Source organism: Aliamphritea hakodatensis, from assembly GCF_024347195.1.
GTDB classification, from domain to species: Bacteria; Pseudomonadota; Gammaproteobacteria; order Pseudomonadales; family Balneatricaceae; genus Amphritea; species Amphritea hakodatensis.
Window position 1 is genome coordinate 4087814 of record NZ_AP025281.1, and the last position, 13206, is coordinate 4101019.

The 13206-nt window shown below is 53.5% G+C and carries 12 protein-coding genes; 4 read left to right on the top strand and 8 right to left on the bottom strand.

What is annotated here, in order from left to right; translation table 11 throughout:
- The first annotated feature begins 20 nt into the window (after positions 1 to 20).
- Together PCI15_RS18750 and PCI15_RS18755 are read left to right on the top strand one after the other, a co-directional pair.
- Positions 21 to 452 carry an acyl-CoA thioesterase gene (locus PCI15_RS18750; RefSeq protein WP_271271438.1) on the top strand — a complete coding sequence of 144 codons (432 nt, stop codon included), beginning with the start codon at positions 21 to 23 and terminating at the stop codon, positions 450 to 452.
- A 240-nt stretch (positions 453 to 692) separates the two neighbouring features.
- The gene (locus PCI15_RS18755) at positions 693 to 3017 is read left to right on the top strand and encodes an FdhF/YdeP family oxidoreductase (RefSeq protein ID WP_271271439.1); all 2325 of its coding nucleotides are present in this window, start codon (positions 693 to 695) and stop codon (positions 3015 to 3017) included.
- A gap of 111 nt (positions 3018 to 3128) precedes the next feature.
- On the opposite strand, the gene PCI15_RS18760 is transcribed toward PCI15_RS18755, so the two are convergent.
- Positions 3129 to 4724, bottom strand: a complete 1596-nt coding sequence (locus PCI15_RS18760) for a BCCT family transporter (RefSeq protein WP_271271440.1) — start codon at positions 4722 to 4724, stop codon at positions 3129 to 3131.
- Positions 4725 to 4843: 119 nt separating this feature from the next.
- On the opposite strand from PCI15_RS18760, the gene PCI15_RS18765 reads away from it, so the two are divergent.
- Positions 4844 to 5476 carry an ankyrin repeat domain-containing protein gene (locus PCI15_RS18765; protein ID WP_271271441.1) on the top strand — a complete coding sequence of 211 codons (633 nt, stop codon included), beginning with the start codon at positions 4844 to 4846 and terminating at the stop codon, positions 5474 to 5476.
- Positions 5477 to 5543: 67 nt separating this feature from the next.
- On the opposite strand, the gene PCI15_RS18770 is transcribed toward PCI15_RS18765, so the two are convergent.
- The 7 genes from PCI15_RS18770 to hemA form a co-directional block, all read right to left on the bottom strand.
- A complete protein-coding gene (locus PCI15_RS18770) occupies positions 5544 to 5897 on the bottom strand; it encodes a RidA family protein (RefSeq protein ID WP_271271442.1) in 354 nt (117 codons plus the stop codon).
- Between the two features lie 153 nt (positions 5898 to 6050).
- Positions 6051 to 6404 (bottom strand): RidA family protein, encoded by a 354-nt coding sequence (locus tag PCI15_RS18775; protein WP_271271443.1) that lies wholly within the window; start codon positions 6402 to 6404, stop codon positions 6051 to 6053.
- A gap of 186 nt (positions 6405 to 6590) precedes the next feature.
- Positions 6591 to 7004 (bottom strand): CoA-binding protein, encoded by a 414-nt coding sequence (locus PCI15_RS18780; protein ID WP_376787825.1) that lies wholly within the window; start codon positions 7002 to 7004, stop codon positions 6591 to 6593.
- 3 nt (positions 7005 to 7007) lie between these two features.
- Positions 7008 to 7772 carry a HesA/MoeB/ThiF family protein gene (locus PCI15_RS18785; RefSeq protein ID WP_271271445.1) on the bottom strand — a complete coding sequence of 255 codons (765 nt, stop codon included), beginning with the start codon at positions 7770 to 7772 and terminating at the stop codon, positions 7008 to 7010.
- A gap of 17 nt (positions 7773 to 7789) precedes the next feature.
- Entirely contained in the window at positions 7790 to 8629 is an 840-nt protein-coding gene (gene prmC / locus PCI15_RS18790; protein WP_271271446.1) for a peptide chain release factor N(5)-glutamine methyltransferase, read from the bottom strand.
- On the bottom strand, positions 8629 to 9717 hold the full coding sequence (gene prfA, locus PCI15_RS18795; RefSeq protein ID WP_271271447.1) for a peptide chain release factor 1: 1089 nt from the start codon (positions 9715 to 9717) through the stop codon (positions 8629 to 8631). Before prfA ends, prmC begins: the two co-directional genes overlap by 1 nt.
- 2 nt (positions 9718 to 9719) lie before the next feature.
- On the bottom strand, positions 9720 to 10988 hold the full coding sequence (gene hemA, locus PCI15_RS18800) for a glutamyl-tRNA reductase (RefSeq protein WP_271271448.1): 1269 nt from the start codon (positions 10986 to 10988) through the stop codon (positions 9720 to 9722).
- A gap of 402 nt (positions 10989 to 11390) precedes the next feature.
- Here hemA and PCI15_RS18805 point away from each other — a divergent pair, with 402 nt between their 5' ends.
- Complete coding sequence (locus PCI15_RS18805; protein WP_271271449.1) at positions 11391 to 13145, top strand: tetratricopeptide repeat protein; 1755 nt, start codon at positions 11391 to 11393, stop codon at positions 13143 to 13145.
- Positions 13146 to 13206: the final 61 nt, after the last annotated feature.

A 13206-nucleotide genomic window follows, 5' to 3' on the forward strand; every position in this document is an offset into this window, starting at 1 on the left:
ATTCTGCACGGAGTTTACTTATGGCCCGTATAAAAATAGACATGCCCGACAACTACAGCTTCAGCACCGATATGCCGGTGCGGATCAGTGACATTAACTACGGCGGACATTTAGGCAATGACGCCGTTCTCGCTATGATTCACGAAGCCAGAGTCCGTTATCTGGCCGGCTTTAATTACACCGAGATGGATGTTGAAGGCTTAGGCATCATCATGACCGATTCAGCCATTGTATATAAAGCAGAAGGCTTTCACGGCGAACAGATTCAGATAGATATCGCCGTGGAGGACTTTAACAAATACGGCTGCGACATCTATTATCTGTTAACCAACAAGCAAACCGCCGTCGAAATCGCCCACGCCAAAACCGGCATTGTGTTTTTTGATTACGAAGCCCGGAAAGTCACCGGCATTCCCCAGGCGTTCCAGGATAACATCCGTAAAGATACCTGATCCGTCTTCCTGACCGGCGTTATCACCGCCGGTCACATCCTTTCCTCTGACGCTCCTGTCACACTTAGGTCGCAGATGGTTTATAAAGCGTTTTCTTACCGACAAAAACTTTTTTTGTCACGACATAAGCTTTATTAATAATAATTATCATTTGCAAAACTCTTCAAGTTTCTGTACAAGTAGCGCCATTTCTATGCTTAGCCGTTTTACACGGCAATAATAATTCCTAAAGGAACAAAAATGGCCAAAAAGAAGATCGCCACCTATAAAGGCTCAGCCGGTGGCTGGGGGGCGCTCGCCAGTACATCCAGGCACTTGCTGAAAAGCGAGAACCCGGTAAAAAACATTCGCAGTCTGATGCGCACCAACCAGCATAAAGGCTTTGACTGCCCGGGCTGTGCCTGGGGTGATCAGAAATCCGGCCATAAAGTCAGCTTCTGCGAAAACGGCGCCAAAGCGGTTAACTGGGAAGCCACTGCGAAAAAAGTCGGCGCGGACTTTTTTGCCAAAAATACCGTCAGCTATCTGGATACCCAGAGTGATTATTTCCTGGAATACCAGGGCCGTCTGACGGAACCAATGCGTTACAACCGCGACACCGACCGCTATGAGCCGGTCAGTTGGGATGCAGCTTTCCAGCTGATTGCCCGTCACCTGAATGCGCTGGACAACCCGGATCAGGCAGAATTTTATACTTCAGGCCGGGCCAGCAACGAAGCAGCCTTCCTGTATCAGTTGTTTGTGCGCAGCTACGGCACCAACAACTTCCCGGATTGCTCCAATATGTGCCACGAAGCCAGCGGTGTTGCCCTGAAGGAAACCATTGGCGTCGGTAAAGGCACCGTTACCATGGATGACTTTGCCCAGGCAGATGCCATCTTCGTATTCGGTCAGAATCCGGGAACCAACCATCCGCGGATGCTCGACACCCTGCGTCAGGCCTCCAAGCGTGGTGCGACGATTGTCAGCTTCAACAACCTGCGGGAACGGGGTCTGGAGCGTTTTACCAACCCACAAAAACCGATGGAAATGCTGACCAACGGCTATACCGAAATCAGCAAGCACTACTACACGCCTAAACTGGGCGGCGACATGGCCTTGGTACGGGGCATAGTCAAAGCCCTGCTGGAACTGGATGCAGAACGTCAGTCCATGGGCAAAAACAGCCTGCTGGACCACCACTTCCTGACTCAGCACGCCGAAGGTGTTGATGCTTATCTGGCACTGGTAAAAGAGTCTGACTGGACGGTTCTGGAAGAACAGTCCGGCATCAGCCGCGAAGACATGTTCAAAGTTGCCGGCATCTACGCCCGCGCTGAACGGGTCATCTGCAGCTGGGCCATGGGCCTGACCCAGCACAAACATTCCGTCATGATCCTGCAGGAAATTGTTAACCTGTTGCTGTTACGCGGTAACATCGGTAAGCCCGGCGCCGGTGCCTGCCCGGTACGGGGTCACAGTAACGTACAGGGCGACCGTACCGTCGGTATCGACGAGAAAGCCCCTAAGCCACTGATCGACAAAATGGAAGCTGTCTTCAAAACACCGATGCCACGGGAGCGCGGCCACAATGCCATTCAGGCGGTCCAGGCCATGCTGAACGGTGAGAGTAAAGTCTTCATCGGCATGGGTGGCAACTTTGCGGCAGCGATGTCCGACACCGACGCTACCCGTCAGGCACTGCGTAACTGTAATCTGACAGTGAATATCAGCACCAAGCTGAACCGCTGCCACCTGACACCCGGTGAAGATTCCCTGATCCTGCCATGTCTGGGCCGCACCGAGGTAGACCAGACGGTGGCCGGCGAGCAACGCATCACCGTTGAAGACTCCATGTGTATGGTGCACAGCTCCGGCGGCGTACTGCCACCGGCCAGCGACCAACTGAAGTCTGAAGTAAACATCATCGCGAATATCGCACAGAAAACCCTGGGCAATCACCCGGTTGACTGGCTGCACCTGGCGGAAGACAACGACCGTATCCGTAAGCTGATTGAAGCCTGCGTTCCCGGATTCCACGACTTCAATGAACGTCTGGAACAGCCGGGCGGTTTCTATCTGGGCAACACTGCGGCACAGCGGATCTGGATGACCGAAAACCGCCGCGCCAACGTCATGAGCAACCCGCTGCCGGAACAGCTGATCGCTGATCAGATCCAGCAGCAAACGGCTCCCGAAGGCACTGATATTTTCACGCTGCAGACCTTACGTTCCCACGACCAGTACAACACCACCGTATACGGCTATAACGACCGCTACCGGGGTGTGAAAGGCATCCGTAAAGTGGTCTTCATGCATCAGGAAGACATGGACAAACTGGGCCTGAACCCGGAACAGGAAATCACCCTGACATCCCACTGGCATGATGGCAGTGAGCGTTCTGTGAACGGCTTTAAAGCCGTTGCCTACGACATTCCGAAAGGCAACATGGCAGCCTACTATCCGGAAACCAACCCACTGGTACCGCTGGACAGCTACGGCGACCGCAGCTTTACACCCACCTCGAAAGCCATTGCCATCAGCATCAAAACTGACAGCAACAGCAACGCGATAAAGCTCGGTTAAAGGGCTCGGTTAAAGGGCTCGGTTAAAGAGCTCGACCAAAAGGTCAGGTTAAAAACACACCTGAAACACACAGGCCCGGTATTCACCGGGCCTGTTTTTTTCTGTCACAGTTTATAACTCCTTACTGGCTTTCCTCAGCCCCATATACAGGCTGATGCACATTGCCAGCAACACTACAGTGAATGGCAAACCGGTGGAGACGGCCATTGCCTGTAAAGCACCCAGCGCCTCTGAACCACCGACCAGCAAGAGTACAATCGCCACGATACCCTCAAACGAGCACCAGAATACCCGCTGGGAGACCGGTGCATCATTCTTACCACCGGCGGTAATTGAGTCGATGACCAGCGAACCGGAATCCGATGAAGTAATAAAGAACACCAGCACAAGTACGATGCCCACCATCGAGAGTAACGCGCTGAACGGGAAGCCCTGCACCATTTCAAACAGCTTCAGCTCCTGCGCAACCGCCGCAACAGGTGCACTGGCATCAGCCACCACCTGGCTGATCGCAGTCCCGCCAAAGGCGCCCATCCAGGCGATACACAGCAAAGTCGGAATAAAGATCACGCACAGAACAAACTCCCGCACGGTCCGCCCCCGGGATACCCGGGCAATGAACATACCGACAAATGGCGACCAGGAAATCCACCAGGCCCAGTAAAACGAGGTCCAGCCCTGCGCGAAGTTGGTATCCTCACGGCCAAATGGCATCGACAGCCAGACGACCTCTTTCACGTAGGCAGCACCGCCGGAAAAAATCGCCGTCATAATGTCACCGGTCGGGCCCACAAGCATGATCACCAGCAGCAGTAACAGCGCCAGCCCCATATTCAGCTCAGACAGCACCTTCACACCGCCGTCCAGACCCCGTATCACTGATACGATCGCGATGGCCGTAATCACAGTTACCAGCACCACAATTGCCACTGAACCTGTGCCCCAGCCAAACAGATAATTAAAGCCGGACAACGCCTGCTTCGTCCCGAAGCCCAGCGACGTTGTCAGCCCGAACAGGGTGGCGAATACCGCCAGCGTATCAATCAGATGCCCCCAGAAGCCCCAGACCCGTTCGCCTAATAAGGGATAAAACGCCGACCTGAGTGTCAGGGGTAAGTTATGGTTATAGGCGAAGAATGCCAGCGCCAGTGCCACCACCGCGTAAATCGCCCAGGGGTGCAGCCCCCAGTGAAAGATGGTTGCTGCCATAGCCAGATCCCGGGCGGCAGCGACGTCTCCGGCAGCCGCACCCAGCGGTGCCCAGTCTGTCCGTACACCGTTTTCCCCCACGGCCACGCCGCCCATGGAAGAGCCAAAATGGGAAATCGGTTCAGATACACCGAAGAACATCAGACCAATCCCCATACCGGCGGCAAACAGCATGGCAAACCAGCCGATATAGCTGAAATCCGGAGTGGCATCCTGACCGCCCAGCCGCACTTTACCCAGCGGCGTTACCACCAGCAAAAAACCGAATAAGACAAAAATATTGGCCGCTGAAAGGAAGAACCAGTCGAAGGTACTGGTAATTGCCGGACGCAACCAGCCGAAGAATGCCGCCGCCCCTTCCTGAAACATCAGGGTAATTAAAACAAAGGCAACAATGCTCAGTCCTGAGATTAAAAACACCGGATTATGGATATCCAGTCCGAAGGGCGTGATATTATCCTGACCAATCTTATAACTGGTCTTTATGTCATCACTCATAGTACTACTCCAATCTATTGTTATTGTAGTAATAGCAAAGATGCGCCCATGTACCATGTTTTTAAGCCTGAAATCATGGCTTAGCGGCAACAGGCCCACCCGAATGCAGCGAAATTGATATGCAATATTTCAAACAGCGCCGGCAGCACAAATTACGCCAGAGTATTGTTGACGGCGATATCATGGCGGTGAAAAAACAACTGGAAAAACTGGGGAGCGATGCGCAGACAGTGCTGCTGGATGACCCTGACGCTGGTTGTGTATCCCCGCAGGAACTGGCCATTCTCAGCAACCAGCCAAAAGTGCTGGAACAGCTTCTTCAGACAGGCATGTCCGCCAATATTACTGACAGCCAACAGCAGCCACTGCTGTATCTGGCCCTGCAACAGGAACAGAGCCTGGCGCTGATCAGTGCACTGTTGCAAAACGGCGCCTGTCCTGAACCGGATAATCTGAATGACCAGCTTCCGGAAACCGCCCTGCTGGCATGTCTGGTGTATAAGGTCAGCCCACTGACGCTACATATCAGCCGTCTGGCGGAACAGGGCGCTGATCTGCACTGCACTGACCAGCAGGGATACAATCTGCTGCATTACGCCCTGTTACTGGAAGATCAGAATTTGATTCAGTTACTGATTAACAGCGACCTGACCCCGGACGGCCTTTCTCCGGAGCTATACCCCACGGCAATGTTTACATATGCCAAACGCTGCGCCGAAGACTTACGGGTACGGCGTCTGATGATGGGCTGAGTACCTGCGCCACAAACAAAAACGCCCCGGTAACAACCGGGGCGTTATCTGTGACTCAATCGCAGTTTTACTTTTTAACCGCTGCAATCACTGAGATTTCAAACAGCAATTCCTGACGGGCCATACGTGCCTCCACGCAGGCACGTGCCGGCGCAAAACCGGTTGGTACCCAGGCGTTCCAGATTTCGTTCATCGCGGCGAAATCTTTCATATCCCGCAGGTAAATCGTGGCAGACAGGATGTGTTCAAGATCACTGCCAGCCTGCGCCAACAATGCTTCAACCTTATCCAGTGTGCTCTGGGTCTGCTCCTGGATACCGGCAGAGGCATCCGCCGCCACCTGACCACACAGGTAAATGGTGTCGTTGTGAATTACAATGCGGCTGGAGCGTTCGTTGGTATCCTGGCGTTCAATAGTCATAGTGCTTTCCGAAGTCTGTAAATTATCAGTCAAAGGCCGACAGTCTACCCGCTCGACTGTCTGTTACCAGCCCACTGCCCTAAAAATTTCACAGTCAGAAAACGAAAACGCCCCGGCACAGGCCAGGGCGTTTCAGGAACCGCTCGCAATTGTTTACTGCTTTTCAGCAGCAACCACTGAGATTTCAACCAGCAGTTCAGGGCGGGCCATGCGGGCTTCAACACAGGCACGTGCCGGTGCGTGGCCAGCCGGTACCCAGGCATCCCATACTTCGTTCATGGCGGCGAAATCTTTCATATCACGCACATAGATAGTGGCAGACAACATGTTCTCACGATCGCTGCCAGCCTGTTCCAGCAGAGCATCCACTTTATCCAGCATGGTCTGGGTCTGTTCTTTAATGTCTGCAGAGGCGTCTGCAGCCACCTGACCACACAGGTAAACTGTACCGTTATGCTTCACAATGCGGCTCATGCGCTGCTGAGTTTCCAGGCGTTCGATAGTCATATGTCTTTCCGATATCTTAAATTAGTCTGTAAAGCGCAATAGTCTACCTGCTGAACCGGTGGTTTCCAGCGGAATCACTTCAAAATACTCACACAAAACAGGGAATAATAACGAATATCTGAAAAATGGCAGGAAATTAAAAAAACTGACGACTGCTGTGGCGTCACAGCAGCCGGTCACACAGAATTATGCGCTTTGTGGCAATTCCAGGCGGGGCAGCTCAATGGCCGGACACTTATCCATCACCACCTGCAAACCTGCCGCAGCAGCCTTGGCGGCAGCCGGTTCGTTAATCACACCCAGTTGCATCCACACCGCTTTGGCATTCACCGCAATGGCTTCATCCACGGCATCGCCCGCTTCAACTGAGTTACGGAAGATATCCACCAGATCGATTGGCTCATTGATGTCAGCCAGGCTGGCAACCACGGTCTGACCATGAATTTCTTCGCCAACCTTGTTCGGGTTAACCGGGATAACGTTGTAGCCTTTAGAAAGCAGGAAGTGCATGACCTGATTGCTGGCGCGGTGTGCTTTCGGGCTCGCACCCACCATCGCAATTGTTTTGGCACTGGTTAATACAGAACGTATTGTATCCATCACTCAACCTTCCTTCCGGTCATTGTTTCCACAGCAGGGACACTGCGGATCGCGTTTTAACTTCAGACTGCGCCACTCCATGTAACGCGCGTCCAGTAACAGTAACTTACCTACCAGTGGGGTACCGACACTGGCCAGAACCTTCAACGCTTCCATTGCCTGGACAGAACCGATAATGCCCACCAATGGTGCCAGTACACCGCTTTCAGAACAGGTCAGGTTTTCATCGCTGCCTTCACGGTACAAACACCGGTAGCAGGGTGAATCATCCTGTCGCGGATCAAACACCGCAACCTGCCCTTCGAGGCGTATAGCTGACCCGGAGACTAGTGGCTTTTTATGGGTTACACAAGCCTGATTGACACCAAAGCGGGTATCAAAATTGTCCGTGCAATCCAGTACCAGATCCACTTTTTGCACCCATTCACCCAGATCATCAGGGCTCAGGCGCTGTTCAACCGTCTCGACGTCAATGTCCGGGTTAATCGATGCCAGCGTGGCCGCCGCAGAGGCAACTTTCGCGTTGCCAATATCTTCGGTGCCATGGGCAATCTGACGCTGTAAATTGGTCAGTTCAACCTTGTCGTCATCCACCAGAATCAGCTTACCGACGCCTGCTGCCGCCAGATACATCGCAACCGGACTGCCCAGGCCACCAACGCCTAATACCAGTACCCTTGCATTCAGCCAGGCTTCCTGTCCGCCAATTTCCACTTCCGGCAACATAATCTGCCGGCTGTATCGCAATAATTGCGCATCATCTAACATCAGAATCCTCTACGCCGCTATAAGATCAACCGCTTACGTCCCCAGGTCATCCGGTCATTACCGGCCAGATCCTGTGCGGACGCCACTTGTGAATATCCCTGCGCCTGCAAAATGCCCTGCACGGCGGCCGCCTGATCATAACCATGCTCAAACAGCAGCCAGCCTTCGTTATGCAACTGTTTCCAGGCCTGCGCTGAGATGGTCCGGATATCGGCCAGACCATGATCATCCGCCACCAACGCCGAGCGGGGTTCAAAACGAACATCCCCCTGCGCCAGATGAGGGTCTTCAGGATCAATATAAGGCGGGTTACTCACCACCATATGTAAATCTTCAGAGACCGGTTCCAGCCAGCTACCCTGTAGCACGGTAACATTACTAAGACCCAGCGAACGGCGGTTCTGTTCCGCTAATTCTGCGGCGTCTGCCACAAAATCCACCGCAAACACCTGCCACGCTGGCCGTTCAGTGGCCAGCGCCAGCGCAATCGCACCGGTGCCCGTGCCCAGATCTGCAACCTTTGCCGGCCCCGCAGGCAACAGCTCCAGTGCTTTTTCAACCACACATTCGGTATCCGGCCGGGGAATCAGCGTGCTGGCATTCACCGCCAGATCAAAACTCCAGAAACTCCACTGGCCCAGTAAATGCGCAACCGGCTCACCCTGAATACGCCGTTGCAACAGCGCTTCAAGCTGCACCTGCTGCTCAGCGGAGAGCACAGCATCAGGGTGCATCATCAGATAGGTTCGGGATTTATCTAATACGTGACATAACAACAGTTCGACATCCAGTCGCGCTGACTCGCTCAGCGCTTCCAGATCAACACTGCGTTGTAATGCCTGGCGGATATCAGGCATCAGTTTTCAGCAGACAGAGCGCCCAGCTGTTCCGCCTGATATTCATTCACCAGCGGATCAACCACCTGCCCCAGCGCCCCTTCCATTACTTCAGACAGTTTATAAAGCGTCAGGTTAATACGGTGATCGGTTACCCGGCCCTGTGGATAGTTATAGGTACGGATACGCTCTGAACGGTCACCGCTGCCCACCAGGCTTTTACGGGTGCTGGCCTGCTCTGCCGCATGCCGCTCCTGCTCCGCCGCCTGTAGACGGGATGCCAGTAATGACATCGCCTTGGCACGGTTTTTATGCTGGGAACGTTCCTCCTGACACTCAACCACCACCCCGGTCGGGATATGGGTCAGACGAATTGCAGAGTCGGTTTTGTTGACGTGCTGACCACCGGCACCGGAGGCCCGGAAGGTATCCACCCGCAGATCAGCTTTGTTAATTTCGATGGCATCCGCTTCATCCATTTCCGCCATGATCGCAACCGTACAGGCAGACGTATGGATACGGCCCTGAGATTCAGTCTCAGGCACCCGCTGCACCCGGTGCGCGCCGGATTCAAACTTCAGACGGGAATACACATCTTTACCTATGATCCGGGTAATAATCTCTTTATAGCCGCCGTGCTCACCTTCGTTGGCACTGACCACTTCAACCTTCCAGCCCTGGGTTTCTGCAAAGCGGGAATACATGCGGAACAGATCGCCGGAGAAAATAGCCGCCTCGTCGCCGCCGGTCCCGGCACGGACTTCCAGAAAGACGTTACGGGCATCGTTCGGATCTTTCGGCAACAGCAAAATCTGCAGCTGGCCTTCCAGTTCTTCAATCTGCTGCTTGGCACCGGCCACTTCTTCTTTGGCCATTTCGCGCATATCCGGATCGGAATCGTCCTGCATCAGCAGCGCTTCTTCCAGATCACCCTGAGCACTCTGATACCCCTGAAAACACTGCACAACCGGTTCAATTTCCGCATACTCCATCGAGTAGGCACGGAACTGATCCTGGTTACCGATAACCCCTGCATCACCCAGCAGGGCCGCCAGCTCTTCGTAGCGATCGGCCAGTGTTTCCAGTTTGGTTAAAATTGACGCTTTCATGTTTAATCTTCTTGTCGTTGTTCTTCCAGCTGAAATAACTGCTGGGCAATATCAAGCATTTCTGTCCGCCCTTCAGCGCTGGCCTGGCGCAGCTGAACCGTCGGGTGGTGAATTAATTTATTGGTCAGGCCACGGGCCAGGTTGGCCAGCACCGTTTCAGCATCTTTGCCGTTAGACAATTGCTTCATCGCCTTATCGAGCTCCTGCTGACGCAGTTTATCCGCCTGATTACGCACCGCCATCACCGTACCGACCGCTTCCAGCGAACGCAGCTGGCGCATAAACTCAGTGGCCCCGACAGCAACCATTGCCTCCGCTTCACGGGCGGCTGATTCACGGCTGCGGACGTTCTCTTCGATCACTTCACGCAAATCATCAACGGTGTAAAGATACACGTCATCCAGTTCAGACACCTGGGGTTCGATATCCCGCGGAACCGCAATATCCACCATAAAGATAGGCCGGTGTTTACGCTTTTTCAGCGCGGCTTCCACCGCTCCCTTACCCAGAATCGGTAACTGGCTGGCGGTGGACGCAATCACAATGTCTGCATCTTCCAGCGCTTCAGGAATATCTCCGAGGAGAATCGCTTTGGCATTAAAACTCTCAGCCAGTGTTTCAGCCCGCACCAGCGTACGGTTTGCGACCGTCATGTCACTCACGCCGGCTTCTTTCAGGTGCCGGGCCACCAGCTCAATGGTTTCACCGGCGCCGATCAGCAGCGCCTTACTGGTACTCAGATCAGCAAATATATGTTGCGCCAGGCTGACGGACGCATACGCAACCGACACCGGGTTTTCACCGATCGCCGTATCAGTACGTACTCTTTTCGCCACAGAGAAAGTTTGCTGGAACAGCCGGGACAGTTCCGCCCCCACCACGCCGACTTCCTGCGATACCGCATAGGCAGATTTGAGCTGACCCAGAATTTGCGGTTCGCCCAGCACCAGCGAATCCAGCCCGCTGGCGACGCGCATCATATGCTGTGCAGCATCCTGATCCCAGTGAGCATAACTGGCCTGCTGGAGCTCGTCTGCGTCCAGTTGATGGTAATCCCCCAGCCATTCAAGTAAGGCACGGGTGCCTTCCAGCTGAGTAGAACAGTACAGTTCGGTTCGGTTACAGGTCGACAAAATCACTGCTTCGCGAAGTTTTGCGACCTGACAGGCCTGTGACAGCGCATCGGCCATCTGCTCCGGAGCAAAGGCTACTTTTTCACGAACTGCGACAGAAGCTGTCTTATGATTTATTCCCAGTGCCAACAAAGCCATGGAGGTAAACGCCACCCCTGTTTAAGATCGATATGAAGCCTGTATCTGACGCCCGCAACAACAGCCGCCGGCACAAATAAGCGCGTCATAATACACCTTATTGTTTAAAAGGTTAAAAGCCTAACAACAAACAAGAAGATTTTTCTTGATCTGAGTGCAACCCTGACACAAGTTTTGTGGTCTACTAAGCAGAAATGCAGCTTATAGACACTTTCTCAGACATGACAACTCAGTCTGGATTCATCTATAGTGATCACAATAAACGGACTCTGCAAAACGTGTCGATAAGCCCCGTATGCTATACAGGACGCTTACAAGGGACCCGACAGACACTAATCAGTAAGGCAACTATATATAGTGAATACACAATTCAGAACCAGGTTTCTTCCATACCGCCTGGCGGTGTCACAACTATCCGGCGCGGTACTGCGCTCCCTGCCCGGCAAAACCGCCGGCGCAATGGCACTTGCCGGCCTGCTGATCAGCGGCTGTGCACAGCAGCCGTCCCAGCCTGACAGCCTGTTGCAGAGCCGTCAGACCGATTTAGCTGCCATTGAATACACACCCGGCGAACTGAACCGGGAAACCCTCTATGACCTGATCATCGCTGAACTGGCTGGCCAGGAAGAACAGTTCGAGTTATCACTGGCTAATTACATGCGCCAGTCCCGGCTGACCAAAGACCCGGCAATCGCCAAACGTGCAACCTATATTGCCCAATATATGAATCAGCCCAAGCGCATTCTGGAAGCTGCCAACCTCTGGCAGGAAGCAGAACCGGATAACCCGGAGCCTTATCAGATTTCCGCCAGCATCCTGCTGCAACAGGGTGACTTTGACCACGCCCTGCCGTTACTGAACAAAGCACTTGATCACAGCAACCCGCAAACGCTGCAAATGATTGCCAACAGTTCAGGCAAACTCAGCCAGGACGAACGTCAGGCATATATCGACGTACTCAGCACGAAGAATACTGATACAGCCAACGCAACCCTGCTGACCACCCTGGGTATTCTGTATAAAAGTAACGACCAGCCGGAAGCCGCAGAAAAGGCCTTTGACAAGGCAATCAAACTGTCGCCCAAACACCACGGTGCCCTGTTCCAGAAAGCTGAACTGCTGCGCCAGCAGGGCAAAACTAAACAGGCCCTCGCGTTACTGAAAAACGTCGTTGAAGGCAAACAGCCCGAACAGCAACTGCGCACGCTGTATATCCAGTTACTGTTTCAGGACAACCAGAACAAAAAAGCCGTTAAACAGGCAAACCTGTTACTGGAACTTCGCCGCGCCGAACCTCAGTTGGGCTTTTACCTGGCATTACTGATGCTCGAAAAAGATCTGGTGGATGAAAGCGAAGCGGTTTTCAAAAAAATACTGGTGCGCTACCCGCAGAACACAACCCCCTACTATTATCTCGGGCTGATTGAACTGCAGCGTGAAAACGATGAGCAGGCGCTGGAATATTTCAGCAAGGTAAAAGATCCCAATAACCTGCTGCCGGCACTGAGCAGAATTTCAGATCTGCTGGACAACGCCGACAAACGGCAACAGCTGCAGAAAATCATGCTCGATGCCCGCAACGCCATCCCGGAGCGGGCCGTACAGATTTTTATCATCGAAGCGGAATGGCTGGATCTGCACGACTATAAAGGCGCGGCCATCAATTTACTGGACGAAGCCCTGCAGGAAGATGAAGAAGATATCGCCCTGCTGTACGCCCGGGCAATGATGATGTCTGCCCAGGATTTCAAACTGATGGAACAGGACCTGCGTAAAGTGCTGGAGCTGGACCCGGATAACAGTATGGCGATGAATGCCCTGGGCTACACACTTACCCTGTATACCGACCGCTATGATGAAGCCCTTGAGCTGATCAGACAGGCGCTGGAAATTACCCCTGACGATGCCGCCGTGCTGGACAGCATGGGCTGGATTCTTTACAAGCTGAACCGCAATGAAGAAGCCCTGCCGTTCCTGGAACGTGCCTACGAAATGTACCCGGATGCAGAAGTTGCCGGTCACCTGATCCAGGTCTACTTTGCTGAAGGTCAGGTGGCAGAAGCAATGAAACTGCTGGAGAAAAGCCAGGCTGAACATCCGGATAACCTGTACATTCTGGAAGCCGCCGAAGCCATTGGCCAGACCGCGGCTAACTGACCATAAGCCTGATTAACAGCCTGAGTACTCCTCAGGCTTTTACTGACCATTCCCCACGCTG